At 63.5% G+C, this 26,026-nt stretch carries 26 protein-coding genes; 21 read left to right on the forward strand and 5 right to left on the reverse strand.

Annotated features, from left to right (window positions below):
- The 5 genes from CEY08_RS28850 to CEY08_RS28870 form a co-directional block, all read left to right on the forward strand.
- On the forward strand, positions 1-4,290 hold a 4,290-nt coding region (locus CEY08_RS28850), incomplete at its 5' end, for a hemagglutinin repeat-containing protein (RefSeq protein ID WP_170946345.1).
- The gene (locus CEY08_RS28855; RefSeq protein WP_076814481.1) at positions 4,287-4,766 is read left to right on the forward strand and encodes a pentapeptide repeat-containing protein; all 480 of its coding nucleotides are present in this window, start codon (positions 4,287-4,289) and stop codon (positions 4,764-4,766) included. The genes CEY08_RS28850 and CEY08_RS28855, both read left to right, overlap by 4 nt.
- A gap of 88 nt (positions 4,767-4,854) precedes the next feature.
- Entirely contained in the window at positions 4,855-5,559 is a 705-nt protein-coding gene (locus CEY08_RS28860) for a hypothetical protein (RefSeq protein WP_076814479.1), read from the forward strand.
- 342 nt (positions 5,560-5,901) lie between these two features.
- Positions 5,902-6,102: a DUF596 domain-containing protein gene (locus CEY08_RS30360; RefSeq protein ID WP_084738570.1), complete on the forward strand. Its 201-nt coding sequence runs from the start codon at positions 5,902-5,904 to the stop codon at positions 6,100-6,102.
- Positions 6,103-6,641: 539 nt separating this feature from the next.
- A complete protein-coding gene (locus CEY08_RS28870; RefSeq protein ID WP_076814477.1) occupies positions 6,642-7,316 on the forward strand; it encodes a class I SAM-dependent methyltransferase in 675 nt (224 codons plus the stop codon).
- A gap of 108 nt (positions 7,317-7,424) precedes the next feature.
- Here CEY08_RS28870 and CEY08_RS28875 read toward each other — a convergent pair whose 3' ends face one another.
- On the reverse strand, positions 7,425-7,898 hold the full coding sequence (locus CEY08_RS28875) for an Lrp/AsnC family transcriptional regulator (RefSeq protein ID WP_042794259.1): 474 nt from the start codon (positions 7,896-7,898) through the stop codon (positions 7,425-7,427).
- Between the two features lie 108 nt (positions 7,899-8,006).
- On the opposite strand from CEY08_RS28875, the gene CEY08_RS28880 reads away from it, so the two are divergent.
- The gene (locus tag CEY08_RS28880) at positions 8,007-9,491 is read left to right on the forward strand and encodes an aminotransferase class V-fold PLP-dependent enzyme (protein ID WP_076814474.1); all 1,485 of its coding nucleotides are present in this window, start codon (positions 8,007-8,009) and stop codon (positions 9,489-9,491) included.
- Between the two features lie 38 nt (positions 9,492-9,529).
- Here CEY08_RS28880 and CEY08_RS28885 read toward each other — a convergent pair whose 3' ends face one another.
- Complete coding sequence (locus tag CEY08_RS28885; protein ID WP_042794258.1) at positions 9,530-9,901, reverse strand: hypothetical protein; 372 nt, start codon at positions 9,899-9,901, stop codon at positions 9,530-9,532.
- A 121-nt stretch (positions 9,902-10,022) separates the two neighbouring features.
- A complete protein-coding gene (locus CEY08_RS28890) occupies positions 10,023-11,933 on the reverse strand; it encodes an acyltransferase family protein (protein WP_076814472.1) in 1,911 nt (636 codons plus the stop codon).
- Between the two features lie 277 nt (positions 11,934-12,210).
- Here CEY08_RS28890 and fmdA point away from each other — a divergent pair, with 277 nt between their 5' ends.
- Both fmdA and CEY08_RS28900 read left to right on the forward strand, forming a co-directional pair.
- A complete protein-coding gene (gene fmdA / locus CEY08_RS28895) occupies positions 12,211-13,440 on the forward strand; it encodes a formamidase (protein WP_042794257.1) in 1,230 nt (409 codons plus the stop codon).
- A gap of 11 nt (positions 13,441-13,451) precedes the next feature.
- Positions 13,452-13,784 (forward strand): zinc ribbon domain-containing protein, encoded by a 333-nt coding sequence (locus CEY08_RS28900; RefSeq protein WP_063640403.1) that lies wholly within the window; start codon positions 13,452-13,454, stop codon positions 13,782-13,784.
- Between the two features lie 67 nt (positions 13,785-13,851).
- On the opposite strand, the gene CEY08_RS28905 is transcribed toward CEY08_RS28900, so the two are convergent.
- Both CEY08_RS28905 and CEY08_RS28910 read right to left on the reverse strand, forming a co-directional pair.
- Complete coding sequence (locus CEY08_RS28905) at positions 13,852-14,589, reverse strand: ABC transporter substrate-binding protein (protein WP_063961735.1); 738 nt, start codon at positions 14,587-14,589, stop codon at positions 13,852-13,854.
- Between the two features lie 78 nt (positions 14,590-14,667).
- Entirely contained in the window at positions 14,668-15,093 is a 426-nt protein-coding gene (locus CEY08_RS28910; RefSeq protein ID WP_042794255.1) for a copper resistance protein NlpE, read from the reverse strand.
- Between the two features lie 164 nt (positions 15,094-15,257).
- On the opposite strand from CEY08_RS28910, the gene CEY08_RS28915 reads away from it, so the two are divergent.
- The 13 genes from CEY08_RS28915 to CEY08_RS28975 all read left to right on the forward strand — a co-directional run bounded on the left by CEY08_RS28915 (position 15,258) and on the right by CEY08_RS28975 (position 25,961).
- A complete protein-coding gene (locus tag CEY08_RS28915; RefSeq protein WP_042794254.1) occupies positions 15,258-15,731 on the forward strand; it encodes an OsmC family protein in 474 nt (157 codons plus the stop codon).
- A gap of 10 nt (positions 15,732-15,741) precedes the next feature.
- Positions 15,742-16,389 carry a glutathione S-transferase family protein gene (locus CEY08_RS28920; protein WP_076814470.1) on the forward strand — a complete coding sequence of 216 codons (648 nt, stop codon included), beginning with the start codon at positions 15,742-15,744 and terminating at the stop codon, positions 16,387-16,389.
- Between the two features lie 122 nt (positions 16,390-16,511).
- Entirely contained in the window at positions 16,512-16,958 is a 447-nt protein-coding gene (locus CEY08_RS28925; RefSeq protein WP_063961729.1) for a carboxymuconolactone decarboxylase family protein, read from the forward strand.
- Positions 16,959-16,970: 12 nt separating this feature from the next.
- Positions 16,971-17,900, forward strand: a complete 930-nt coding sequence (locus tag CEY08_RS28930; RefSeq protein ID WP_042794253.1) for a sigma-70 family RNA polymerase sigma factor — start codon at positions 16,971-16,973, stop codon at positions 17,898-17,900.
- Positions 17,881-18,465, forward strand: coding sequence for a GNAT family N-acetyltransferase (locus CEY08_RS28935; RefSeq protein WP_063640400.1), 585 nt, complete (start codon positions 17,881-17,883; stop codon positions 18,463-18,465). Before CEY08_RS28930 ends, CEY08_RS28935 begins: the two co-directional genes overlap by 20 nt.
- Positions 18,462-19,013: a cysteine hydrolase family protein gene (locus CEY08_RS28940; RefSeq protein ID WP_042794252.1), complete on the forward strand. Its 552-nt coding sequence runs from the start codon at positions 18,462-18,464 to the stop codon at positions 19,011-19,013. The genes CEY08_RS28935 and CEY08_RS28940 overlap by 4 nt, the downstream gene beginning before the upstream one ends.
- A gap of 5 nt (positions 19,014-19,018) precedes the next feature.
- Positions 19,019-19,243 carry a DUF3820 family protein gene (locus tag CEY08_RS28945; RefSeq protein ID WP_042794251.1) on the forward strand — a complete coding sequence of 75 codons (225 nt, stop codon included), beginning with the start codon at positions 19,019-19,021 and terminating at the stop codon, positions 19,241-19,243.
- Positions 19,244-19,396: 153 nt separating this feature from the next.
- Positions 19,397-19,726 (forward strand): hypothetical protein, encoded by a 330-nt coding sequence (locus tag CEY08_RS28950; RefSeq protein WP_042794250.1) that lies wholly within the window; start codon positions 19,397-19,399, stop codon positions 19,724-19,726.
- A gap of 100 nt (positions 19,727-19,826) precedes the next feature.
- Positions 19,827-20,705 carry a helix-turn-helix transcriptional regulator gene (locus CEY08_RS28955; RefSeq protein WP_232033832.1) on the forward strand — a complete coding sequence of 293 codons (879 nt, stop codon included), beginning with the start codon at positions 19,827-19,829 and terminating at the stop codon, positions 20,703-20,705.
- Between the two features lie 115 nt (positions 20,706-20,820).
- Positions 20,821-22,944, forward strand: coding sequence for a TonB-dependent siderophore receptor (locus CEY08_RS28960; protein ID WP_408609580.1), 2,124 nt, complete (start codon positions 20,821-20,823; stop codon positions 22,942-22,944).
- 56 nt (positions 22,945-23,000) lie between these two features.
- Positions 23,001-23,426, forward strand: a complete 426-nt coding sequence (locus CEY08_RS28965) for a cupin domain-containing protein (RefSeq protein WP_042794249.1) — start codon at positions 23,001-23,003, stop codon at positions 23,424-23,426.
- 46 nt (positions 23,427-23,472) lie between these two features.
- Positions 23,473-24,642 (forward strand): RhtX/FptX family siderophore transporter, encoded by a 1,170-nt coding sequence (locus tag CEY08_RS28970; RefSeq protein WP_275300924.1) that lies wholly within the window; start codon positions 23,473-23,475, stop codon positions 24,640-24,642.
- A gap of 65 nt (positions 24,643-24,707) precedes the next feature.
- Positions 24,708-25,961: an Hsp70 family protein gene (locus tag CEY08_RS28975; RefSeq protein ID WP_042794248.1), complete on the forward strand. Its 1,254-nt coding sequence runs from the start codon at positions 24,708-24,710 to the stop codon at positions 25,959-25,961.
- Positions 25,962-26,026 lie beyond the last annotated feature (65 nt).

Genomic DNA, 26,026 nt, shown 5'->3' on the forward strand with positions numbered 1-26,026 from the left:
GACGGCTTCTACGAGCAGAAGCTCGTGTCCGACCAGATCCTGGCCACCACCGGCCAGCGCTTCCTCGACACGTACAGCGACAACGACAGCCAGTACAAGGCCCTGCTTGCCGCTGGCGCGCAGTTCGCCCGCGGCCACGGCATCCAGCTCGGCGTCGCGCTGACCGAGGCGCAACAGCGCCAGCTCACCACCGATCTGGTCTGGCTGGTCGAACAGACCGTCACGCTGCCAGACGGCACGACAGAGTCCGTGCTGGTCCCGCAGGTCTACCTGCTGGTGCGCGAAGGCGACCTGCAGGGCGACGGCACCCTCATGGCCGGACGCAACGTCAAGCTGGAGGCCGAAGGCGACATCGTCAACAGCGGCACCATCGGCACCATCGGCGCGCGCGCAGCCACCGTCATGACCGCGGGCAACATCGTTAACCAGCGCGGCGGCCTGATCCAGGGCGCTACGGTCGACCTCGCCGCGCGCGAGGACCTGACCAACCTGGTATCGCTGATCAAGGGCGACGCCGTCACCCTGAAGGCGGGGAGCGATATCGCGCTGACGTCCACCGCGGCGTCCGAGAACTTTGGCAGCACCTGGGGCTCGCACGTGAGCGGCGTGTCCCGCGTCGACGCCGGTAACCTCAACCTGCATGCCGGGCGCGACATCGCCCTGATCGCGGCGCAAGTCTCGGTCAAGGACGACGCGCGTCTGCAGGCCGGCCGCGACATCGCGTTGGAAACCCTGACTGAAAGCCATGGTGAATCCCTGGTCCTGAACGCCAGGAATCGTCACCGCCTGAGCACCAGCTCTGAGGTCGGCTCGACCATCGCGGCGGGCGGCAACCTCACGCTGGTCGCGGGCCAGGACGTCAACGCGCGCGCGGCCGAAGTCACCGCCGGCAAGCAGCTGGCGGTGGGCGCGGGGCGCGACATCCACCTGGCCGCCGGTGCAGAAACCGGCTCGGCCTACGACGAGGTCCGCTACAAGACCAAGCGCTTCCTCTCGTCCAAGACCACGCACACCATCACCTCCAGCGACTGGGAACAGGCCAAGGCCTCGACCTTCACGGGCGATACGGCCGTGCTGATGGCCGGGCGCGACCTGAACGTGGCGGGGTCGAATGTCGGCGCGCAGAAGGACCTGGTCCTGTCCGCCGAACGCGACGTGAACCTCCTGCCCGGCCAGAACACCGAGGACCGCTACGACTACAAGATGGTCAAGAAGTCCGGCTTCGGCGCAATGGGCGGCTTCAGTTATGGCACCCGCAAGCAGACCGACTGGATCGATGGCGAGAAAGTCTTCAACACCGCCAGCACCGTCGGCAGCGTCGAAGGCGATGCGCTCATCAAGGCCGGCAAAGCGCTGGATATTACCGGCAGCAATGTCCTCGCGCGCCAGGGCGACATCACGCTGATCGGCCAGGAGGTGAACATCGGCGCGGCGCTCGATACCACGCGGGAGAAGGAATTCCATGAGATCAAGCAGACGGGGCTGACGCTTACCGCCAGCAACCCCATCGTGAGTGCCGTGCAGACCGGCATACGCATGGCAGAAGCCGCGGGCAAGACGGACAACACCGTCATGAAGGGCCTGGCCGGGGCAACCGCCGGCGTCGCTGCCGTCAACGCCTACGACGCGGTGCGCGCCTCCGCCAAGGCGGCCGAGGCCGCCGAACTCGCCAAGGCCGGATCGAGCAGCAAGATCGATCAAGTGGGCGGCGTCAGCATCAAGCTCAGCCTGGGTACCAGCAAGAATTCCAGCACCACGGATCGCAGTTCGTCCAGCGCCCATGGTTCGACGATCACCGCGGGCAGGGACCTGACCATTGTTGCCCAAGGCGCGGGCAAGGACTCCGACATCGCCGTCACCGGTTCCACCTTGTCGGCCGGCGACAAGGTGGCGCTCAAGGCCGAAGGCGATGTCATCCTGCAGGCCGCGCGCAACGCCTTCGAGCAGCAGACCGACAGCAAGAGCAGCAGCGCCAGCATCGGCATCGGCTACTCCACGGGCGGCAAGCAGAATGGCTTCACGCTGGAGCTGGGCGCGTCGCTGGGCCGGGGCAAGGCCAACGGCAAGGACGAAAGCTGGACCAACAGCCTCATCACCGCGGGCAACGTGCTGGCCATCCAATCCGGCGGGGACACCACCCTCAAAGGTGCGACGGGCGAGGCGGAACGCATCATCGCATCCGTCGGCGGCAACCTGCTGCTGGAGAGTTTGCAGGACAGCAGCAAGTACGACTCCAAGAACCAGAGCGCAGGCTTCGGGCTGAGTCTATGCATCCCGCCGTACTGCCAGGGCGCCAGCAGCTTCTCGGCCAACGCCAGCGCCGGCAAGATGCAAAGCGACTTCAAGTCCGTCATGGAACAGACGGGCTTGCGGGCAGGCGACGGCGGCTTCCAGATCGACGTCAAGAACGAGACCAAGCTCGCCGGCAGCGTCATCGCCAGCAGCGACCGGGCCGTGGCGCAAGGGCTGAACACGCTCGACACCGGCACGCTGATCACCGAGGACATCAAGAACCGCGCCAAATACAGCGGCGGCCAGGTGTCCATCGGCGGGGGCTTCGGCTTCGGAGGCGGCAAGGGTGCAGACGCAGGCCTGGGCACGACCAAAGGCGGCCAGGTGGCGGGCGGCGCCAGCAAGGAGCATGGCTCGTCCGTCGCCACTGGCAGCGGCGGCTTCGGCATGGGCACGCCCATCGTCGTGGGCGCCAAGGGCAGCAGCAGCTCGACCACACAAAGCGCCATCAGCGGCGGCACGGTCGTAATCCGCGACGAGGAGGCGCAGCAGGATCTGACGGGGATGACGGCGGCGGAAACGATCGTGGCGTTGAACCGGGATACCTCGGACACCTTGAATGCGCTGAAGCCGATTTTTGATAAGGAGAAGATCGAGGCGGGGTTTGAGATTGCGTCGGAGGCGCAACGGCAGGCGGGGCAGTTTTTAGAAAATCGGGCGAAGGAAGCGAAGGCGCTTTCTGATGAGCTGGCCACTGAGTTGAAGAAGCCAGGTGGCGGGGACCCTGCGCGTATCGCCCAGCTGACTGATGATCTGGGTGATGCGGCTAAGTGGGAACCTGGTGGTCAATACCGTTTGATCGCCACTGCGATCCTGGGCGGCGCGACTGGCAACGTTACTGGGGCTGTATCTGACGTCGCGAAAGCCGGCGCGGTCAACTATCTCCAGGGTTTAACCGCGAAACAAATCAAGCTGTACTCGGATGCGCTGGGTGACGGTGCAGACGCGCAAGCCGCGCGTGCTGCGTTGCACACACTGGTGGGCTGCGCAGCAGGATCGGCGCGCGGTGATGGGTGCGGGGCTTCGGCGCTAGGCGCCGGAGCTGCCTCGGTGGTCAACGTCTTGTTGGACGCCACCAGCGACAAGTCCGGCTCGGCCTTGTCGCCTGAAGCCAAGGAGGCGCGTAGCAATCTGGTGTCCTCGTTGTTGGCTGGCGTGGCGGGCGGCCTGGGCGCTGACGCGAGCGCCGTGGTCAACAGCGGCAGGTCGGAGACCGAGAACAACGCGGTCGGGACCTTACTCAAGCGCGGTGGCATGGCGGCGGTAGGCGCATGCTTCCGTTCGCCTGCCTGCGAAGAGAAGGTGATCGGGCCAATTGCGTTCGCAGCGATCACTGCGGTGACAGCGGACCTGATGGCTAAGACGCCCGGTTTGTCGGAGGACCAAGCGCTGTTACTAACGGTCGTTCAGTACATCGCGACCGGCGGCGAACCCCAGAGTATTCCAGGGAAACCAGGAGAGCCGGTGCCACCGGTAGGTGTGCCTCCGGGTGGTGGTGTGGGTACGGCGCCGGACACGCAGTTGCCTGGTAAGTCGGGGGATGTGCCTGAGATTGGTGGGGTGCCGGGGCAGGAGAACAAGGGGCCGTCGGGGGGGACAACCATTGTTACCCCGACGCCCAACGCTGCTGAGGCAACAGTAATATTCCAGCACGGGGCTGGCCAGCGAACTGGCCGACCCTATGTTTCATCAGGCGCAGAAGTAACACCGGAAATTGTTGAGGCAGCCTTACGGGGTGACCCGGCCTTCGGAGTGCAGGGAGCTGTTTCTTTGCCCGCTATCCAGCGCTATGTGGATCGTCTGCTAGCCGGGGAAACGCCGCCGCCTATTAGGATGGATGGGGATTTGATCGTCGATGGAAATCATCGGTACATCGCGGCACGAATATTGGGGCGCTACGTTGAAGTGACTCAATGGACGTCGCCGGGGTCATTGCAGAGTAAACGAAGTTCTATCTCGAATATATCAATCGATCTGGCGGATTGGGGAAACCATTGATTACTCTTAAATATCAAACAGGCGAATCATTTACAGTTCATTTGAATAGCTTGGTTGGAGCGAATTTTCGTGACGTAAACTTTCATCGGATAATTTTCGATGGAATGGATCTGCGAGGTGCTGATTTTTCTCGGGCAAACTTGAGGAACGTTGGTTTTGTTGAGGCGGAAATTTCTGATGTGAAAATGCAAAATGCTTTTCTTGTCAATTCCTACTTCATGGGTGCGAAAATGCACTTCGCCAAATTGACTGGTGCAACATTGGTTGGTGCGGACTTCACGGGAGCGGATTTGACAGGAGCCATATTTTTTAATGCCAACGCACAGTTTTCATGTTTTCAAAAAGCGAAACTAACCGGTGCTGATATGCGGGTTGAGAATGCTGAGCGAGCTCTGTGGGCAGGTTCAATCTATGACGAAAAGACACTATGGCCAATGGGCTTTGATCCTGAAAAATTTGGCGCCATAAGAAATTGAAAGATAAGCAGAAAAAGGTGTCAAAAATATAATTAAGGAAAATGTCCGACTGCCTTTTCCAGAGGCGGCGCAGCAGGATCTGACGGGAATGACGGCGGCGGAAACGATCGCGGCGTTGAACCGGGATACCTCGGACACCTTGAATGCGCTGAAGCCGATTTTTGATAAGGAGAAGATCGAGGCGGGGTTTGAGATTGCGTCGGAGTTCCAACGTCAGACGGGGCAGTTCCTGACGAATCGGGCCAAAGAGCGCGATACCCTCATTGCGCGCTCAAAGGACGCCAGTTTGTCGGCCTCCGAACGCGCTGAGGCTGCGGCTGCCGCAAAAAATTTGGATGATGAGTGGGGGCCGTCGGGTTCATATCGTCGGATCTTGGCAGCTATCTCTGCCGGTGCGAGTGGCAATGTCACCGGGACGGTAAGTTCCTTCGCTCAGTCAGCCGCTGTCAACTATTTGCAAGGCTTGGCTGCTTCGGAGGTAAAGCGGCTTGCCGACTCAATGGGCTCAAGCCCTGGAGCAGATGTTGCGAGAGCGGCGCTCCACAGCATCGTGGGGTGCGCCGGGGCTGTTGCGAGCAGTGGTAGTTGCTCAGCCGGTGCTCTAGGGGCGGGGGCGAGCTCTGTGCTTGCAAAGCTGATAGCAGTGGCAGCAGGCGATGACCTATCCACTGAGGAACGGGAAGCCCGAGGTGATTTGATTGCCAGCATTGTGGCCGGCATTTCGGAGATTGCCTCCGTAAATACTAGTGTTAGCACGATCGCTGCTGTTACGGAACTGACTTCAAGCAGCTAGCCGGCGTTGAGAGTATGCCAGTAGCTAAAATTGTCCCAGGAAAGGGAACGATATACACAGTTAAAACTGAAAGCGGGTCTAAGATAACGCTTAGGGATTTTTCCGCATCGTCCCAACAGACAGGTGCCAACTGGACTATAGATGTTATGGATAAGGCAATTAATGGTGGTCGAATAGTGGAGATTAAGTTTAAGTGATTGATTATATTTTTAAGGCCGTGCTGAAGAGTGCGTTTGGGCTTTCAATGGGTGCCATATGGCAACATATGACGATTGAATTGTCTGGTGTGCCTATCGATCATAAAGAGAGAGTTGATATTTTTTTTCTCTTGTAGAACGGCTGATGTCGAAAGGGCATTTGAAATTGGCACGTGATGGGGTTTACCTCGTAGGTAATGTCCAGGATCAGTTGAATGTTCTTAAGGCTGCGTGGCCAGATAGTCCTGGAGAGGACGATCTGGATGGGTTCGGTCTTTGGTTTTTGACCGAAGCTCCTGCCGGAGTGGTATGGATAGATTCTGAGGGGAAAGAGTACTGGGCATAGTTGTCAAATGGCAATGGGGCTGGATGTTAGGGGCGGAAGATGGATTCCCGATACGGGACTTCCGGTTGAGTGAGCACTTTGTCCCGCAATGCTCCAATGGCACGGGGAGCAGGTCATATTCGACACTCCATTCAGCCAGGAAACCCACTTGGCTCAGAAGAGTATTGTGCGAGCTTGGAACATGACCTGCAGCGGCAGTTGGTTGCCCGACGGCGCGGGCGGCCAATGAAAATTGCAGTCTGACACCTTTATTTGTGATCAATACACCACAAGGGAACTTTACTTTGCGAGACTTTTCCGCTTCATCGAGCCAACCCGCGGCATCCGACTCGGAATCTCCAACACATCATTTCATCCCCGGTAATTCGGTCCGATAAACACTGGACAACCAAATTCCGCATCTCCCCATTGCTACGATTCAAGATTCCCTCATTCCCCGGATCGAATACATAAGGCTCTCAAAAAAATGAAGCCGTCGGCCTGCATGTGCCAGCGATCCGTGCTCAGTGCACAGGGTATTTTTGTCGTTGCGGAGAGTCATGCGGTTTCTTGAAAAAATACCCTATGCACTGAAGCGCTTGCTGTTTCGCATTTCCCCGGCGCTTGCCAAGACGCTTGGGGTGGACTTCCGTCTGCGGGCCTTCAGCCGGATGTTCCTGGAGCAAGAGATATTCGGGTATATCAACCAGCAGTTCCGGCGCGGGGCCGGGACTCCGGCGGCAAGGTGCCTCTTCATTGGGCTGGATAAGCACAACTGGCATTACGACCGGTTGTTGGATCTGGACTTCTATTCAATGGATCTGAATCCGCGCAACGCGATCTACGGCCAAGCGAACCGGCACGTGGTGGGGTCGGCGACCGAATTGTCCGCCTACTATCCTCCCCGTAGTTTCGATGTGGTGGTGGCCAACGGGCTTATCGGTTTCGGGTTGGATACCGAGGAGGCGTTCGATCGATTGATGTTCGAATGCCATCGTGTCCTGACGGACGACGGTTTGCTGGTGCTGGGCTATAACGACAAACCGGATCGCTTGAGCTTCAGGGTTGAGCAGGCTGCGGGCTTTCAAGCCTTCAAGACATATGAGCCCGGCATACCGGGGATGACCGGCGCGCGCCACGTGGTGGCGGACAAGTTCCAGCATTGTTATGTCTTCTTGCGGCCCAGGCGCCTGGGATATGCGGTGGACGCCGTAGGCCTGGCACGCGCTGCTTGAGAAAATGGCTTACCTGGCGCTGTAGAAGCGCCCGGGCATGGCCGCCCTTGGATCGCCATGTACATGTGGGGCAAACCAGCGCTTCCATGCCGCCCCAGGCACTGTTTCTCACCCCTCCAGGCTGCCCAGGTCCGGCGGTCGGTTCTCGATAATGGCTTCCATGCTGAAGAACCCCGTCACCGTGGACAGTTCGAAATCGGTGATCAGCTTCTGGTAGAAGCGGTCGTAGCCGGCCATGCCGCGGCAGACTACCTTGATGAGGTAGTCCCAATCTCCGCCTATGCGGTAGAACTCCGTCACTTCTGGCAGGCGCTCCACATGCTGGCGAAAGCCGTCGGCCCAGGCCTTGGCATGGTGGCTGGTGCGGATCATGACGAACACGGTCAGGTCCAGTCCCAGTTCGACCAGATTGACCTCGGCCCGCGTGCCGCGAATGATGCCGCAGGCGTTCAGGCGCTGCAGCCTGCGCCAGCAGGCGTTCTGCGACAGGCCGACGCGATCGGCCAGCTCACGTTGCGACAGCGCGCCGTCCTTTTGCAGGCAGGAGATAATATTCAGATCAAATTTGTCTATTTTTTCCATTTCAAAGATCAAATGACCCAATTTTGAAGGTTTTTGGCAAAATTTAGGTGAGGTTTTAAATTTCCTTCCATCGTATGATATTCCGCTGTACCTAGGAATATCCCTGACATGATTACGACCACCCAATCCGGCCCCGCCAAGGCCACGCCGTTGCAGCAATTCCAAGAAAGCCTGAAGACGGAAAACGTCGTCGCGGCGTTGGCCGACGGCTTGATCGGCAAGGATGCGGTGGTCGAAGGTCCCTATGGGGTCAAGCCTCTGGTCTACGCGGATTACGTCGCCTCGGGCCGGGCGTTGATGCAGGTGGAGCGCTTCGTGCTGGAGCAGGTCCTGCCGTATTACGCCAACTCGCATACCGAGGCCTCTTACTGCGGTGGTTTCATTACCCGGCTGCGCCGCGAAGCGCGCGCGGCGATCGCGCGGTGCTGCGGGGCCGGCGATGAGCATGCGGTGATATTCGCGGGCTCGGGCGCGACGGCGGGAATCAACCGGCTGGTGCATCTGTTTGGCGTGCGCCAAGCACTTGCCGCAGGCAGAAAGGTCCGCGTGATCATCGGGCCCTATGAACATCATTCGAACATCCTGCCTTGGCGCGAATGCGGCGCGGAAATCGTCGAGTTGCCGGAAAGCCCGGAAGGCGGGCCGGAATTGGCGCAGCTGGACGTGGCGCTGCAAGCCGGCGCCGGGGCGCTGGTCATCTGCGCGTTGTCGGCGGCGTCGAATGTGACCGGCATTGTGGCGGACGTGGAAGGGGTAACCCGCCGGGTCAAGGCCGCGGGCGCGAAGATGCTGTGGGACTATGCGGGCGGGGCGCCATACCTTCCGATCCGGATGTCACCCGCCGCCGATGCGGACATCGACGCCATCGTGTTCTCGCCGCACAAATTCATCGGCGGGCCGGGCGCGTCCGGTGTGCTGATCGTCCGGCGCGATGCGGTGCTGGATGCCAAGCCTACCTGGCCCGGCGGCGGCACGGTCCGTTTCGTCTCGCCCGTGGGCCATGACTATAGCGGCAGCCTGGAAGCGCGCGAGGAAGCAGGCACGCCCAATGTGGTGGGCGATATTCGCGCGGCGCTGGTGTTGCTGGTAAAGGAAGCCCTGGGCGCCGACTTCATGCGCCAGCGCAACGAGCACTTCGTCAAGCGCGCGCTCGCCCGTTGGCAGGGCGTGCCGCAGCTGGAACTGCTGGGGTCGCTGACGGCTACCCGCTTGCCGATCTTCTCGTTCCGGGTGCGCAACGGCCGCGGCGGCTTTGTGCATCAGCAGTTGGTGACGCGCATGCTGAGCGACCGCTTCGGTATCCAGGCGCGTGGCGGCTGCGCCTGCGCGGGACCCTACGTGCATCGCCTGCTGGATATCGACGCTGAAGAATCGCAGCAGATGCGCCAGGCCATCCTGGACGGCCGCGAGATGGAAAAGCCGGGCTTCATCCGGCTGAACTTCAGCGTGCTGCTGCCAGACGAGAAGGCCGACTTCATCCTGGATTCGGTGCAGGCGCTGGCCGCCGACGCGACCGAGTTCGAGCACCGCTACGGCTTCGATCCAAGCCGGGCCATCTTCTTCCCGCACAGCGCCGAGAAGCAGGCGGCCTGAGCCGCGCGCCCGCCGGCTGGCGGGCCATGCCACTTCATTTAATCCTTCATTTGCGGGCCGCAAGTCCTGATCCACGCGGCCTTTTCGTCCGTCAGCCTGTCGGACGCGTCGCTCAGGGTTCGCGCCATTCTTGCAGGAAACTCCACCCCCTTGCGGCGGCAGGCTTCGAAGTCGTCGACCAGCGAGAACCGCGCGTCCAGCAAGTCCAGGCGACCCTGGCACAGCTCGCGATTCAGCTGCAGATCGTTGGCCATTTCGCGCGTGCGTTGCGCGTCTTGGGCGCGATCGATGTTCTCCCACTTGGTCTGGACCTCGGCGACGCAGTCGCCGTCCGCCGCTTGCGCGCTGGCGCTGGCGCCGGTGGCAGAGATCAGCAAAGCGGCGAGGAGGCGGGGGGTAGGGAAGGCCATGCGGGAATACCTTGGTAGTGCGACGGAATGGGCTGCATCATAACTGCTGTCACGCTGGCTCCCCATTGTGCAGGCGCCCTAGGCGGCAGGCCCCGATAATCGCTCGGGGCAGATGCCGTGGTCACGGCAAGCGAATGGCCCCGGCCACTTTCTTTGCGCCTTCCGTCGTCAAATGCCCGATATCCCAGGTAGTGAAGCTCACGGGATCCTCGTTCGTCCTGACCAGACAGCCCTCGTCGTTGCACAGGGTGCCGTACGCGGATACGTAGGTGATGTTCTCTGTTGCGCCTATGTCTCGCAAGGCAGTATCGATGGCCTGAATCATCGGGCTCAATGGAGTCCTCAACCGGTCCGGAATTCCCTGCGAAAGCGATCCGTTTTTCCAGGTCTTGAGCACCAGGCTAGGCAAGTTTTCAGGCCATCGAGGCGCGGGGCCAAGCAGGATCACCTGCGCGCCAACGGCCTTCACGGATCGAATGGTACGAATCAAGGCCTCGCGTTCAGGTGACGGCGCAGCCCAGTCCTTGGCGTACTGATCCCAGACCGCAAACATGACGACAGTGGCGTTCGGGTGTTTTTTAATGAGGGAAAAAGTGAATTCGTTGCTGTCACGGCAGGTGTCGTACTGGTTGTCCAGCAACGGCGGACAGCTGTTACGGGTAGTCTGAGCGATCGAGTACCGGTCGCCGAAGGCCGTCGCGATACCCGGATACAGGCGCGCGGCGTAGGAGTCTCCCCATACGATCAACGACTTGGTGCCGTGCACCCCAAGGTTCTCAAAACACTCAGGGGCGAAGGCGGAGCCACTGTCCTTGGCGGTCAACCAGCATGCGGGATATCTGGCGTCGGCTTCGTATGCATAGCGGTAATTGGCCACTGCTTGCAGCGCATCTGGAAGCCGCGACGGAATGCCTTGGCTCGCGACCGCCTGGAACCCGGTCAGCGCCACCGCGACGAGCGATCCGCCCAGCAATGAAACCGCAATCCGGGGGCGGACCTGGGCGCGCAAGGGTTTCTCGATCCAATGGTAAGTCAAGGCGGCGAGGACCACGCTTGCCAGTGCCAGCGTGACCCTTGCCGCTGTCGGCAAGTTCGGGTCGAGCATCTTGCCAAACGAGAGCAAAGGCCAGTGCCACAAATACAGCGGATAGCTGATTAGTCCGATGTAAACAAAGACGCGATTGGCGAGCACATGTCGGCCCAAGCGACTGGTGTTCGCTGACGCCAGGAGCAAGAGCGTCCCCGTCACGGGGAGCAGCGCCCACCATCCTGGGAACGCTCTGTGGCTGTCCAGCAGCACAACCGGGCTTGCGATAAGAAGCAGCCCGAGGCCTGACGCCAGGTCGCTAAGCAAACCGGGAAGACGATGCCAAAACGCATCGGGACGGAGCATCCAGCAGGCTAGGGCTCCACCCAGCAACAGCTCCCAGAACCGCGTATGCGGAAGAAAAAAAGCTTCGACCGGATGCGCTTGGACGCGCAGGATATTCAGCAGGAACGAAACCGCTGCACAGGCCAGGATGGCCGGGAGAAGAACCCTGCGTTTGAAGGAGAACCACAGAATGAGTGGATAAATCAGGTAGAACTGTTCTTCGATGCCCAAGGACCAAAGATGCATCAGGGGTTTGAGTTCAGAGGCGGTATCGAAATAGCCCTCTTGACGCCAAAGTACGAAATTCTGGAGAAAGGTTGCGCCACCGACTATCTGAGTTCCCAGCTGGCTGAATTCCTGAGGCATAAGCAGGAGCCAGCCCGCGCCGTATGCGGCAACCAGCACCGTCACCAACGCAGGAAGCAGTCGACGAGTGCGGGACAGGTAGAAGTTCGCGATGCTGAAGGTTCCCTGATGGAGATTCCTCAGCAGGATCGATGAGATCAAGAATCCGGAAATGACGAAAAAGACGTCGACTCCGACGAACCCTCCCGGAAAGACTCCCGGCAGAGCGTGATAAATGACAACTGAGATTATCGCGACTGCTCTGAGGCCGTCTATGTCTGGCCGATAGGCTATCCCGTGATTAGGATGTCTCATTTCTGGGGTCCGGTGGTTGCGCCGGAATCATACGACACCTTGTCTGCTATACGGGCACGGGTACAGGCCGGAAAAGAACCGGGTGGGTGGGCCGTGGTCCGAATGGACGATGGCAGGGCTGCGGCACTGGTCGAAAACCCAGTTTACGGTTACTTGAAAGTCGCCTACTGTGCTTCACATATCAACGACTCACAAGCGCGACCCCGCGCGTTCACACAAGACGGTCGGCGATAGAAATTTCTGTTTTATCAACACCTTGCGTTGGAGATGAAAGAGAATGACTGACACGCTCATCAAGGTCGATCTGGCCCAATCCCCCTACGAGAACAAGCAGATCCACAATCGCTGGCATCCGGATATTCCGATGGCCGTGTGGGTCAAGCCAGGGGATGACTTCGTCCTGGAAACCTATGACTGGACCGGCGGCGCGATCAAGAACGACGATAGCGCCGATGACGTCCGCGACGTGGATCTATCCACGGTGCACTTTCTGTCGGGGCCGGTGGGCGTGGAAGGGGCCGAGCCCGGCGACCTGCTCGTCGTGGACCTGCTGGACATCGGCGCCAAGCCGGACAGCCTGTGGGGGTTCAACGGCTTCTTCAGTCGCAATAACGGCGGCGGATTCCTGACCGAACATTTCCCGCATGCGCAGAAATCCATCTGGGATTTCCATGGCATGTTCACCTCGTCGCGCCATATTCCCGGCGTGAATTTCGCGGGGCTTATCCACCCGGGCCTGATCGGCTGCCTGCCCGACAAGAAGCTGCTGGATACCTGGAATCGGCGCGAGCAGGCGCTGATCGACACCAACCCCAACCGCGTGCCGCCGCTGGCCAATCCGCCGGCGCCCAAGACGGCGCACATGGGCGCATTGCAGGGCGCGGACCGCGACAAGGCGGCAGGCGAGGGCGCACGCACGGTGCCACCGCGCGAACACGGCGGCAATTGCGACATCAAGGACCTGTCGCGCGGCGCCCGGGTGTTTTTCCCGGTCTACGTGAAAGGGGGCGGCCTGTCGGTGGGCGACCTGCATTTTTCACAAGGCGATGGCGAAATCACATTCTGCGGCGCCATCGAGATGGCGGGCTGGGTACACATGCGCGTATCGCTGATCAAGGGCGGCATGGAGAAGTACGCGATCAAGAATCCGATCTTCAAGCCCAGCCCGATCACGCCGGCGTACAAGGACTTCCTGATTTTCGAAGGCATTTCGGTGGATGAGTCCGGCAAACAGCACTACCTGGACGTGAATGTCGCGTACCGGCAGGCCTGCCTGAACGCCATCGAGTACCTGAAGAAGTTCGGCTATTCCGGCGCCCAGGCATATTCGCTGCTGGGTTGCGCGCCGGTGCAGGGGCATATCAGCGGGGTGGTGGACATCCCCAATTCCTGCGCCACCCTGTGGCTGCCGACGGAGATCTTCGACTTCGACATCCATCCGTCAGCGTCCGGCCCCGTCAAGCACATCCAGGGCGGCGTGGACATGCCCCTGTCGCGGGACCGCTAGGAGAAGCCGCCATGCCCATGTATGACTATGCCTGCGGAGACTGCGGCGAGTTCGCGGCGCTGGTGCCCCTGGCCCGGTGGCGCGATCCCGCCCCCTGCCCGCAATGCGGCGCGATGTGCGGCCGCATCGTGGGCGGGGCGCCGGCGATCTCGGCGCTGTCCTCCGCCATGAACCGGGCGCGCGCGGCCAATGAGCGCAGCGCCCATGAGCCGCGCAGCTCGCGTGCCGGCCACGGCATGAATTGCGGATGTTGTTCCGGCGGCAAGGCTGCGGGCAAAACCCGCACCACGCCGGACGGGGCGAAATCGTTCGCGGGCGCGAGGCCGTGGATGATCAGTCACTGACGGCACGCCTCGCCTGCGTGCAAAGGCCCTGCATGGCAGGGCCTTTTTTTGGCGAGGGTGAGCGGGCTCAGGCTTCCAGCGGCGCCACCGCGGCGCCCTGGATCTTATGGCGCGCCAAGGCTTCGGCGACGAAGCCCGACTTCTTCATGGCTTCGACGAACGCGGCCAGGTAAGCGCTGGCTTTGTCGCCGCGACTCTTGGGCACGCCCATGGCTTGGCGGATCAGCATGAAATGACCGTCCAGCAGGCGCAGGCCGCCCAGGCGTTGCGCGTCGGCTTGAAGCTGCTGCTTCACGCCCGCGGCGACTTCCATGTTTTCCTGCAGAAAGGTGTCCACAACGGCGGGCGAGGTCGGCGCGCGAAAAATCTCCGCTTGCTTGAGTTCGCGAGTGAGATACAGGTCGTACGCGCTGCCTTTGCCGACCACGACGCGTTGGCCCTGGCGGTCCACCTCGTCCATGCTGGCAATGGGTGAATCCTGGCGCACCAGGTACGCGCCTTCGATGACGACGTAGGGGGCGGTAAAGGCGATCTGCTCGCCGCGCAGCGGGTCAATGGCGAAGAAGCCCACGTCGGCCTCTTCGGCCGCGACGGCGTTGACGGATTCACCGGCCGACTTGAACACCACCAGTTCCAGCTCGACGTCCAGCCGCCGCGCCAATTCCGTGGCCAGGTCGACCGATACGCCGCCGGCCTGGCCGGTGACGGGATCGGCGTTGGCCAGGATGGGATTGCCCAGGTTGATGGATGCGCGCAGCGCGCCGGTGGGCGCGAAGGCGGAAAGCAGCTCGTGATCGGTCTTCATGGTGTCCTTGGCGGTGAAGGCGCGCGGGCGCGGTCGATGCGGCAAGCATAGCCGCAAGCGCGCGCCTTGCGTGATGCCTTATTGCGCGCGGCGCAGGATGTAGTGGGGCGCCAGCGGCCCGGTGGGGCGGGTGCCGTCGCGGTACAGCATGGTCACCTGGTTTTCGCCGACGAAATACCGCTGGCTGTCGCCGGACGCGTCGAGCCGGATGGTGCTGCCGTCGGATTCCCAGCTGAACGAGCCCGTGACGACCTCGGGCTGCGGCTGGCGGTCCAGATATTGGGTCTGTCTTTCGTAGCGGCCGTCCTGCATCAGGGTCAGGCGGGTGCGGATGCCCGGGCAGTCCGCGCAGGGCAGGGTGCCGTCGTAGCTGCCGGCCCAATCCAGTGAGTCGCGGGCGGTGTGGCTGTCGACGGGCACGGCGCCGCTGGATCCAGGCCGGGAGGGCGCGCAGCCAGCGAGCAGGGCTAGCGTCAGGGCGCAGGTCAGGGTGGTTTTCATCATGGCGAGCTCCTGGTTTGGCAAACGGGACACGATACGGATAGTAACGGGGGGGTGCTGAAACGGGATGTAAGGCGCCAGGCCCTGGAGCGGCCGGGCATGCGCTACGCTAGGTGTCTTTCCAGGCGCGCCTGCCTGGGCATTTCCCCTTGAACAGGACGATTCCGATGAAAGGCGAGCACCGTTACAACATCACCGTGGACTGGACGGGCAACACCGGTTCGGGCACATCCAGCTACGCAGCCTATTCCCGCGACCACGTGATCCGTGCGGCCGGCAAGCCCGATGTGCCAGGCTCGTCCGACCCGGCGTTCCGCGGCGATCCTGCCCGCTGGAACCCGGAAGACATGCTGGTGGCCTCGCTGTCGGCCTGCCACAAGCTCTGGTACCTGCACTTCTGCGCGGTCGAAGGCGTGACGGTGGAGGCCTACCGCGACGAGGCGGAAGGCGTCATGGTCGAGGACCGCGACCGCGGCGGCGCTTTTAGCGCCGTTACGTTGCGGCCGGAAGTGACGATCCGCGCTGGCGACGATGCGGCGTTGGCCGCAGAGCTGCATGAGCGCGCGCATCATTTCTGCTTTATCGCCAATTCGGTCAATTTTCCGGTGCGCTGCGAGCCGCGCATCGTGCACGCCGCCTGAGGCCGCCGCCATGCTGACTATCTGGGGGCGGCGCAGTTCGTTCAATGTGCAGAAGGTATTGTGGCTGGCGGGAGAGCTGGGCCTGGAGTACGAGCACGTGCCGGCCGGAGGGCAGTTCGGCCTGCTGGACACAACGGAGTTCCGGGCGATGAACCCGCACGGCAAGGTGCCTGTCCTGCGCGATGGCGAGACCGTGGTGTGGGAGTCCCACGCCATCCTGCGTTATCTGGCCGCGCGCGATGGCGCGGCGCGGTTCTGGGCGGACGATCCGGCCCAGCGGGCGGGCGCCGATGGCTGGATGGATTGGGCGCAGACGGCATTGCAGCCCGCGTTCCTGACGGGCGTGTTCTGGGGGTACTACCGCACGCCCGAGGCCCGGCACGACACGGCAGCCATCGAACGCGCCATCGCAGCCACCCATGCCGGCCTCGCGCAACTGGACCGCGCCCTGGCGGACCGGCCTTATCTGGGCGGAGACGCGCTGGGCCTGGCCGACATTCCGGCGGGCACCACGCTCTACCGATATTTCGAGCTGGATATTCCGCATCCTCCCATGACACATCTGCAAGCCTGGTACGAGCGGCTGCAGGAGCGTCCGGCCTATCGCGAACACGTCATGGTGCCGTTCGGGGAACTGCGCGGGCGGCTGGATTTCTAGCGCCGGACGGGCAGGTTTACAAATTTTCCCGCAAGCGATGTCACATCAGGCCGGGCTGTCTCGTCATAAGGAGTGAGGGCGCCGCATTTCGCGGCGCATGCCCATTTGCCGGAGACCTATCCATGAGCACCGCCCGCCTGAACGCCTATACCGCCTCGCCCAAGGCCATGAAGGCCATGATCGCCTTGAACGACTTCGTCGAGAATTGCGGGCTGGAACATAGCCTGCTTGAACTCGTGAAAATGCGCGCTTCGCAGATCAATGGCTGCGCCTATTGCCTGCACATGCATTCCACGGACGCCCGCAAGCAGGGGGAATCCGAAATGCGTCTGTATCTGCTGGACGCCTGGCGCGAATCCTCGCTGTATAGCGAACGCGAGCGCGCCGCCCTGGCGTGGACGGAAGCACTGACGCGGCTTTCGGAGACTCGCGCGCCGGATGCCGATTATGCCGAAATGGCCAGGCATTTCAGCGAGGAAGAGCAGGTTAACCTGACGGTTGCCATCAACATGATCAACAGCTGGAACCGCATCGCCGTCGGTTTCCGATCGCAGCACCCCAAGCACTGAGGTCCAGCCTCCATGAACGCATCCGCCATCCCTGATGCTGTTGCCGACTTCGAACCCCATCGCAGGCATTTGCAGGGCCTGGCCTATCGCATGCTGGGCTCGTGGGCGGAAGCCGAGGACATCGTGCAGGATGCCTGGCTCCGCTGGCGGGATGCAGATCGCAGCCTGGTCGAAACGCCCCGCGCCTTCCTGTCGCGCACGGTCACGCGCCTGTGCCTGGACTTGCTGAAGTCGGCGCGCGCGCGGCGCGAAGAGTACGTCGGGCCGTGGCTGCCCGAACCCTTGCCCGATGCCGGCAGCTATGAAGCGCCCGGGGCGGGCGAAATCGCGCATGACCTCTCGGTGGCGCTGATGCTGGCGCTGGAGCGGCTGTCGGCGCTGGAGCGCGCCGCCTTCCTGCTGCATGACGTATTCGACATGCCGTTTGCGGAGATTGCGGCCACGCTGGGCCGCAACGAAGCCGCCTGCCGCCAGTTGGCCGCCCGGGCTCGCAACCGCGTGCGGGAGGCGCGCCCGCGGTTCGCGGTGACAGAGCAGGAGGGCGCGCGCATCGCCGATGCCTTCTGGCAGGCCTCGCGAGCGGGGGATGTGGATGCGCTGCGCAGCCTGCTGGCAGCCGACGCGGTGCTGCATGCGGATGGCGGCGGCAAGAAGCTGGCCGTGTTCCGGCCCATTCTGGGCAGCGACAAGATCGCGCGATTCTTTGCCGGCTTGGCGAAGAAGCCAGGCGGCCGGTTCCTGGATGCCGTGGTGACGCAATTGAACGGCATGCCCGGGGTGTTGGCCACCGAGCTGGACGGTCTGCCCCGGTCCACCACGCTGGAGGTGCGCGACGGCAGGATCGCCGCCATCTACATCGTGCGCAACCCTGATAAGCTGCGTCATGTCGCGGCGCTGGTGCCGCAGCCTATCGCGCCCCAGGATGTTTCCGACCTTCACTGACCCGCCGCAGGACCTGCCCGATTTAGGGCTGGATGGCTTGCGGCTGCGCCCATTGCAGGAGGCGGACGCCGTTGGCTGGCACGCTTATCTGCGTGACGATGCCGTTACGCGGCATACCAGTTGGCAACTCGATGGACCGGACACGCTGCTGCGGCTGATCCGGGGTTATGGCCAGCCATCGGAATCGCATAGCATGCGCCTGGCCATCGCCATGGCGGACGGCAGCCTGGCGGGTACCGTGGGCCTGAACGAAATCTCGCTGGCCGCGCGCCGCGCGGAGATTGCCTACGACGTTGCGCCGAGCTATTGGCGGCGCGGCATCGCCACGCGCGCCTGCGCCGCCGTGACCGCATGGGCGCTGAGCACGCTTGGCTTTGCGCGCATCCAGGCTACCGTGCTGGATACGAACCAGGCTTCGGCCGCCGTGCTGGAGCGCTGCGGTTTTCAGCGCGAAGGGCTGTTGCGGCACTATCGCCTGGTGCGCGGCGAACCGCGCAATTTCTGGATGTACGCGCGCGTCGGTCTGGCGCATGACCGGCGCCCCACCGCTATAAGGAAACCATGACGTCCGCTTTGATCGTGATCGACGTGCAGCGTGCGCTGTTTGAAACGTCGCCTCCACCCGCCGATGCGCAAGCCGTGCTGACGCGCATCGACGATCTGTGCCGGCGCGCCCGCGAGGCCGGCGCTCCGGTGATCTACGTGCAGCATGAAAGCCCGGGCAGCGCGCTGGACCACGGCATGCCCGGCTGGCAACTGGATCCGCGGCTGCACCCGGCGGATGAGGATATCCGCGTGCGCAAGACCACGCCGGACTCTTTCCTGCGCACCGAGCTGGCGGAGGCGCTGACGCGAGCCGCAATCACGAACCTGGTCGTGTGCGGTTATGCCAGCGAATTCTGTGTGGATACGACGGTGCGCCGCGCGGCCGCGCTGGGTTATCCCGTCACGTTGGCGGCGGACGCCCACACTACGCAGGACAAGCCGCATGCGCCCGGCGCGCAGATCAGGGCGCATCACAATGCGACCTTGTCGTCCATTTCCAGCTTCGGCGTGAAGATCGCCGCCGTGCCAGCGGCGGAAATCGGCTTCGGCGCCTTGGCGGCGCGGTGATCCCCATGGATCCTGAAATGCTGTCTCTGCTGGTCACGCGCACCATGCCCTTTGGCAAGTACCAGGGACGCCTCATCGCCGACCTGCCCGGCCCCTACCTGGCGTGGTTCGCGCGCAAGGGTTTTCCGCCTGGTGAACTGGGGCGCTTGCTGGCCTTGATGCACGAACTGGATCACAACGGGCTGTCTTCGTTGCTGGCGCCGCTGCGCCAGTCCGCGTCGAAGAAATAGGTCGGCCGGCGGAGAAACGCCGGGAAACAACTGTGGCCGATTGTGTAGCGTCTTGGCACGCCGTGCAGGGGTGGCCAGGGATACGATAGGGCGGCGTGTCCAGGGCGCCGCAGTCCGCGCATCTGGAAGTCAGTCCATCCAAGAGAGGTTGTCATGAAGAAACTCCGTATTTCCGCATTCCTGCTTGCCGCCCTGTGCGCGGCCGGCGCCGCGCAAGCGCAGAACGCCGCGCCCGCCACGCAGGAATACCAGTATCCCAGCGTGCGCTCCAAGGACGGCAGCCTTTCGCCGCCTTCCACGCTGCGCATGACGGTCACGCCACAGCCGGGTTCGGGTCCCGCCGTCATTCGCGATACGCCCGAAAGCCAGGCCGAGTACGTGCGTTGCCGTGAAGTCTCGGACCGCGCGGCCGTCTCGAACGCGCAGATGCAGGCCGGCGTGGCGCAATGCTTGAAGGAACTGGAACAGCGCCGCCAGCAATAGGGCGCGCCGCCCGCGACCGCGGGCGGCTTTCCGTTCTGGTCAAACGGTAATAATATTCAATCTCATCAACAGCGCTGCCCGTCGCCACGGAGCCGCTACCTTGACCACCATCCAGCCCGAACCCGATTGGACCTTATCGGCCGCCACGCCTGCCATGTCGCTGGCGGGCGGCACGTTGCGCTTTGGCCGCGATGAGCGGGTGCAGGAGCGGCTGGAGCCGGGCTTGAAGCTGGTGCTCGTGCTGGATGGGGATCTGCGCTATAGCGTGCGCGGCGCTGCGCCCACTCGCGTCAGCGGGCCCGTGCTGCACCTGAGCGTGTGCCAGGACGCCATGGGTATGGAACACGAATTCGGCGCCCACCAGGCCTTGCGCTTCGTGTCTTTGCGCACCGGCCTGGATCATCTGCGTGACGCGTTTTCCATGGACCCGGCCCAGCTGGCGGGTTTGCTGGGGGCGCCGCGGACCCAGGCCGCATACGCCGAGGCCAATAGGCGGGCGGATCGCAGGCTGGAGGCGTTGGGCCAACAGATGCTGGCCTGCCCGGTGCAGGGCGCGCTCAAACGCATGTACCTGTCCGGCAAAGCCTTGGAACTGGCCGCGCTGGCGTTGGGCGCGCTGCAGCCCGCGCAGCCGGTCGCGCCCGCGCGCGGCCTGACGCGCGCCGATATCGAACGCCTGCATCTGGCGCGCGACCTGGTTGCGGCGAACCTGCAGGATCCGCCGTCCCTGCCCGAGCTGGCGCGGCGAGCCGGCGTAAACGTCAACAAGCTCACTAACGGGTTTCGCAAGCTGTTCGGCCAGAGCGTGTATGCCTTTGTGCGCGAACGCCGCATGGAGCAGGCACACGTCCTGCTGGCCGAAGGCGCCTATACGGTGTCCGAGGCGGCCTACGCCTGCGGCTATACCGATTCCCACTTCACCAAGGCTTTCGTGCGCCGCTACCGCGTGCTTCCCAGCAGCGTCACGCCACGCCGCTGACCCATCGAAACTTCCGCAATCGCCAGCAAGACTTCCGCAATCGCCAGCACGCATCCGCTGTCATTCCTAGAATTACTTGAGAATTATTCTCAATAAAGTTCTAAGAGGACAGGCAGTGCGAAAACAGGTGAAAACGGGGGCGGGCGCATCGCGCAGGAGCGCGGCATGCGCATTCCATTGGCCGCTGTGGCTGTTTGTGGCGGCGGGGCCGGTGCTGGCGCAAGAGACCGCGTCGTTGCCGGCGGTGACCGTCAGCGGCGAAGGCATGGCGGAAACGGCGGCAAGCGTGAGCAAGCTGCCGTTGACGCTGCGCGAGATTCCACAGTCGGTGACGGTGATCGGACAGGAGCGCATGCGCGAGCAGAATCTGCAAAGCCTGGACGAGGTAATGCAGCATGCCACCGGCATAACGGTGCAGCCGTATCAGCTACTGACCACCGCCTACTATGCGCGCGGGTTCAAGGTGGATTCGTTCGAGCAGGATGGGGTGCCGGTGCTCATGGGCAACATGGCCGCGTCGCCGCAGGATATGGCGGTGTACGAGCGCGTGGAGATCCTGCGCGGCGCCAACGGCCTGATGCACGGCGCGGGCAATCCCGCTGCCACGGTGAACCTGGTGCGCAAGCGGCCCCTGCGGGAACTGTCGTTCAACGGCTCGCTCAGCGCCGGCAGTTGGGACCGCTATCGGGCCGAAGCCGACCTGGGCGGACCGTTGAACGATAGCGGCAGCGCGCGGGGCCGCATCGTCAGCGCCGTCGAGGACCGTGGCTATTTCTACGATGTCGCGGACCAGAAATCGGCATTGTTCTATGGCATAGGCGAGGTGGACCTAGGTCCGGACACCGTGTTGTCCGCCGGCCTGCAGTACCAACGCATCCGTTCCACCACCAACATGGCCGGGGTTCCGCGCTACAAGGACGGCGGCGACATCGGCCTGAAGCGCTCGACCTACCTGGATGTGGCCTGGGACCGTTTCAACTGGGACACGACGCGCGTGTTCGCGGACCTGGAACATCGCTTCGGCCACGGCTGGAGCGCCAAGGTCAGCGCCAATTACCTGACGGCGGACAGCAACCTGAAATACGCCGGCGCCTACGGCGCGATCGACCGCCAGACCGGACTGGGGTCTTCGCTGATGGGCGCTGCCTACAAGTTCGACAACACCCAGGCCAGCGTGGACGCCTATGTCGGCGGCCCCGTGGAGCTGTTCGGCCGGCGCCATGAACTGTTGCTGGGCGGCAATGCCCAGCGCACCACGTCCGAACAGCGCAGCGCGAACCTCACGCCTTATCCGAACGTACCGGTGAACGTCTTTGACTGGGATCCGCACAGCGTGCCCGAGCCGGGCGTGGGTCCGTACACCTCGCCGGGCGAAACCCGGCTGAAACAACAGGGCATATACGGCATGGGCCGCTTCTCCCTGGCCGATCCATTGACACTGGTGCTGGGCGGGCGCATGAGCTGGTGGAACCAGAGCGCGCCCGGGGCACGGCAGCGCATCGATCCCGAATTCACGCCGTATGGCGGATTGATCGTGGACCTGGACCGCCAGTGGTCGCTGTATGGCAGCTATGCGCAGGTGTTCCAGCCCCAGGGCGAACTGACGCGCGACGGCAAGCCATTGGATCCCATCACCGGCACCAACTACGAGGCTGGCGTCAAGGGCGAACTCGCGGACGGCGCGCTGAACGTGTCATTGGCGGTGTTCCAGATCCAGCAGAAGAATCGCGCGCAGGAAGATCCGGCCTGGCCCTGCGTGGGCCGCAATTGCTACTACATCTCGGGCGGGGAAGTCCGCAGCCGCGGTATCGAGGCCGAAGCCTCCGGCAGCATCACCCCTTACTGGACGGTGGCGGCAGGCTACACCTTCAACACCAGCAAGTACCTGACGGATTCGGAGTCCGGCGGCCAGCCCTTTGCGCGCTTTACGCCCAAACACATCTTCAGGCTGTGGACGAACTATGCCTTGCCCGGGCTGGAACGGCGGCTGAGCGTCGGGGGCGGCTTGCAGGTGCAGTCAGGCTATTCCACGGTGTCCGGCCCCATCACGATGCGCCAGGGCGGCTACGCGCTGGTTGATGTGCGCATGGCCTACCGCGTGGACAAGCACGTGACCGCCGCGCTCAACGTCAACAACCTGTTCGACCGCGGCTATTACCAGAGCTTGTCAGGCACCGCCTGGAACAACCGCTACGGCGAGCCTCGCAACGTCATGCTGACTCTGCGCGCTGAATATTGAGTATTTCCGGCGGGCGCCATCGGCAGGCGTCCGCCGGCAACGAGAAGGAGAGATCAATGAGTGCACTCGATACGGAAACGGTGTTCGACTGGCTGGACCACTTCGTGGCGCTGCGGCGCGACGGTGCCATGCGCGATGTGGGCAGGTTGCGCAGGCTGGAGCCGGAGGACGGCTGGTTGCTCGGCATCAAGGCCGTGGCTACGGATGCCGATGTGCATGGCGACATATGGGAGCGTCATCCCGCCGGCGACGAAATGCTTTGCGTGCTGGAAGGCCGTGTGGTGGTCACCTTGATGGATGAGGAAGGCGCCGAGACCGACATGCTGCTGGATACCCGGCGCAGCGCCATCGTGCCGCGCGGCGTGTGGCATCGGCTGCACGTGGCCTGTCCCGGCAAGATCCTGTTCGTGACGCCGGGGCAGGGCAGCGAACATCGTCCCGCGGACGCGCCGCGGGCGAAGCCATCCCGCAACCCTATGTAGAAGGAAGTCTGACGTGAACCGTATTGCAGAAGGACGCCTGTTCGTGATGATAGGCGCCTTGTATTTCTCTCAGGGCATACCGCTGGGCGTGGCCATGGAAGCCTTGCCTGCGCTGCTGCGCCGAGACGGCGCGGACCTGCAGGCGCTGGCCTGGCTGCCGCTGGTCGGCCTGCCGTGGGTATTGAAATTCCTGTGGGCCCCCGTGGTGGACAACCGTTGGACCCGCGCCATGGGGCGGCGGCGCAGCTGGATCGTGCCGATGCAGTCCATCGTGCTGGCCTGCCTGGTGGGGCTGGCGTTCCTGGGCATCGATGCCGTGGCGGCGCCCTGGGTGGTGGTCCTGATGGCGCTGGCTTCCCTTGCCAGCGCCACGCAGGACATCGCCACGGATGGACTGACGGCGGAACGCTTCCAGGGGCAAGCCCTGGCGCGCGCCAATGCCGTTCAGGTGGGCGGCACGATGGTGGGTTTCTTCTTCGGCGGGCCGGGCTGCCTGATGCTGGCAGGGCATATGGGGCAGACCGGCGCGCTGTTGACGCTGGCTGCCGTGGTCGCGGTCAGCTTGCTGTTGGCAGCGACCTGGCGTGAAACGGCGTTGGCCGCGCCATTGACCAGGCAACGCGCCACGCTGGCTGCATTCGTGCGCCGCCCCGGCGGTTGGGCCCTGGCGGCGGCCGCGTTCCTGTCCGCCATGACGGCAGTGGCGGGCTACGGCTTGTCCAAGTTGTTCCTGGTGGACGAAGGCTGGGCCGTCGAGACGGTGGGGCGCATCGGCATGGCGGGCGGCGTGGTGACGGTATTGCTGGGTTGCGGCGGCGGCGCATGGCTGATCGGCCGGCTGGGCGCGCGGGCCGTCCTGGCGCTGGGCTTGGCCGCCTCCGGCGTGGCGGCGCTGGCCTGGATGGCGCAAGCCCAGGGCTGGATGGCGGCGCAGGCCGGCACGGCCTTGGGCGCGCAGGCGCTGGGCGCATTCGGCGCGGGGGCGGCTTCCGTGGCCCTGATGACGCTGGCCATGCGTTTCGCCAGCCGCGGCGAACAGGCCGGCACCGACATGACCGCCGTGCAGAGCGCGCGCGACCTGGGAGAGATCCTGACCTCGTCGCTTATGACCGGCCTGGCGGCCCAGGTCGGCTACTCAGGCGGCTTCGCCAGCGGCTTGCTGGTGGCGGCGGTGACGCTGGCGTTCACGGCCCGGACCCTGGGGCGGGCGAATTGACATGGCGATTCCGGCGGTTGCGGCTACACTTGTGCGCCGTTTTGCTTTCAGCCCCAGAATTCCCCATGATTTCCTCCGCATGCGGCGTCGATTTCGGCACGTCCAATTCCACCGTGGGCTGGAGCCGCCCCGATCAGCGCGCGCTCCTCGCCCTGGAAGACGGCAAGACCACCTTGCCTTCGGCCATTTTCTTCCATGACGAAGACGCCGAGGTCAGCTACGGCCGCGCCGCCATTTCCGATTACCTGGCGGGTTACGACGGGCGCTTGATGCGCTCCATGAAGAGCCTGCTGGGCAGCTCGCTGATCGACGGCTCGACCGAAGTGCAAGGCCGTTCGATTCCGTTCCGCGTCTTGCTGACGCGCTTCATCGCCGAACTCAAGCGCCGCGCCGAGACGGCTGCCGGGCGTGGCTTCACTCGCGCCGTGCTGGGCCGGCCAGTGTTCTTCGTGGACGACAACCCGGCCGCCGACCAGACGGCCCAGGACACCCTGGGCGAGATTGCGCGCAGCGTCGGTTTTACCGATATCGAATTCCAGTTCGAACCGCTGGCTGCCGCATTCGACTACGAATCGCAGATCGACCGCGAAGAACTGGTACTGGTCATCGACATCGGCGGCGGCACGTCCGACTTTTCTTTGATCCGCCTGGGGCCCGGCCGTGCCGCCAAGGCCGACCGCCGGGAAGACATCCTGGCCTATGGCGGTGTGCACATCGGTGGGGTGGACTTCGACAAGCAGCTCAGCCTGGCCCACGTGATGCCAATGCTGGGGCTGGGCAGCCAACTGCGCAGCGGCAAGGATGTGCCGTCCACGCAATATGGCAATCTGGCCTGCTGGCACACCATCAACCAGGCCTATAGCCGCAAGGCCGCCGAGCACTTCGCCTACATCCGCGCCGAAGCCGGGGACCGCGAGAAGATCGATTTGCTGCTCAACCTGGTCAAGCAGCGCGCCGGCCACTGGGTGGCGGTGCAGGTCGAAGAGGCCAAGATCGCACTGTCGGACGCGCCTGCCACGCGCATCGACCTGTCGCGCATCGCGCCGGAACTGGGCGTGGACGTGACGCGGGCGTCTTTCGATGCCTGCGTCGGGCGCCTGATCGAGAAGGTCGAAACCACGGTAGGCGCGCTGCTGCGCGATGCCGGCGTGTCGACTTCGGACGTGGACACCGTGTTCTTCACCGGCGGCTCCAGCCGCGTTCCACGCCTGCGCGAATCGGTGTCGGCGCTGGTGCCCGAGGCGCGCAGCGTGGAAGGCGATCTGTTCGGCAGCATCGGCGCCGGCCTGGCGCTGGACGCGCGCCGCAAGTTCGGCTGAGCTGTTCATGTGGCGATGGTAAGCTCCGTGTTGCCCGCGCACGCGCTCTGCTACGCGCGGCTAGC

The sequence above is a fragment of the Achromobacter insolitus genome, from assembly GCF_002209555.1.
In the GTDB taxonomy this organism is placed as follows: Bacteria; Pseudomonadota; Gammaproteobacteria; order Burkholderiales; family Burkholderiaceae_B; genus Achromobacter; species Achromobacter insolitus.

Bases quoted from the DNA above. Each gene is read 5' to 3' on its own strand.
- CEY08_RS28860 (WP_076814479.1), top strand. From the start codon at position 4,855: ATGACGGCGGCGGAAACGATCGCGGCGTTGAACCGGGATACCTCGGAC.
- CEY08_RS30360 (WP_084738570.1), top strand. From the start codon at position 5,902: ATGTCGAAAGGGCATTTGAAATTGGCACGTGATGGGGTTTACCTCGTA.
- CEY08_RS28870 (WP_076814477.1), top strand. From the start codon at position 6,642: ATGCGGTTTCTTGAAAAAATACCCTATGCACTGAAGCGCTTGCTGTTT.
- CEY08_RS28875 (WP_042794259.1), bottom strand. From the start codon at position 7,898: ATGGAAAAAATAGACAAATTTGATCTGAATATTATCTCCTGCCTGCAA.
- CEY08_RS28880 (WP_076814474.1), top strand. From the start codon at position 8,007: ATGATTACGACCACCCAATCCGGCCCCGCCAAGGCCACGCCGTTGCAG.
- CEY08_RS28885 (WP_042794258.1), bottom strand. From the start codon at position 9,901: ATGGCCTTCCCTACCCCCCGCCTCCTCGCCGCTTTGCTGATCTCTGCC.
- CEY08_RS28890 (WP_076814472.1), bottom strand. From the start codon at position 11,933: ATGAGACATCCTAATCACGGGATAGCCTATCGGCCAGACATAGACGGC.
- fmdA (WP_042794257.1), top strand. From the start codon at position 12,211: ATGACTGACACGCTCATCAAGGTCGATCTGGCCCAATCCCCCTACGAG.
- CEY08_RS28900 (WP_063640403.1), top strand. From the start codon at position 13,452: ATGCCCATGTATGACTATGCCTGCGGAGACTGCGGCGAGTTCGCGGCG.
- CEY08_RS28905 (WP_063961735.1), bottom strand. From the start codon at position 14,589: ATGAAGACCGATCACGAGCTGCTTTCCGCCTTCGCGCCCACCGGCGCG.
- CEY08_RS28910 (WP_042794255.1), bottom strand. From the start codon at position 15,093: ATGATGAAAACCACCCTGACCTGCGCCCTGACGCTAGCCCTGCTCGCT.
- CEY08_RS28915 (WP_042794254.1), top strand. From the start codon at position 15,258: ATGAAAGGCGAGCACCGTTACAACATCACCGTGGACTGGACGGGCAAC.
- CEY08_RS28920 (WP_076814470.1), top strand. From the start codon at position 15,742: ATGCTGACTATCTGGGGGCGGCGCAGTTCGTTCAATGTGCAGAAGGTA.
- CEY08_RS28925 (WP_063961729.1), top strand. From the start codon at position 16,512: ATGAGCACCGCCCGCCTGAACGCCTATACCGCCTCGCCCAAGGCCATG.
- CEY08_RS28930 (WP_042794253.1), top strand. From the start codon at position 16,971: ATGAACGCATCCGCCATCCCTGATGCTGTTGCCGACTTCGAACCCCAT.
- CEY08_RS28935 (WP_063640400.1), top strand. From the start codon at position 17,881: ATGTTTCCGACCTTCACTGACCCGCCGCAGGACCTGCCCGATTTAGGG.
- CEY08_RS28940 (WP_042794252.1), top strand. From the start codon at position 18,462: ATGACGTCCGCTTTGATCGTGATCGACGTGCAGCGTGCGCTGTTTGAA.
- CEY08_RS28945 (WP_042794251.1), top strand. From the start codon at position 19,019: ATGGATCCTGAAATGCTGTCTCTGCTGGTCACGCGCACCATGCCCTTT.
- CEY08_RS28950 (WP_042794250.1), top strand. From the start codon at position 19,397: ATGAAGAAACTCCGTATTTCCGCATTCCTGCTTGCCGCCCTGTGCGCG.
- CEY08_RS28965 (WP_042794249.1), top strand. From the start codon at position 23,001: ATGAGTGCACTCGATACGGAAACGGTGTTCGACTGGCTGGACCACTTC.
- CEY08_RS28970 (WP_275300924.1), top strand. From the start codon at position 23,473: ATGATAGGCGCCTTGTATTTCTCTCAGGGCATACCGCTGGGCGTGGCC.
- CEY08_RS28975 (WP_042794248.1), top strand. From the start codon at position 24,708: ATGATTTCCTCCGCATGCGGCGTCGATTTCGGCACGTCCAATTCCACC.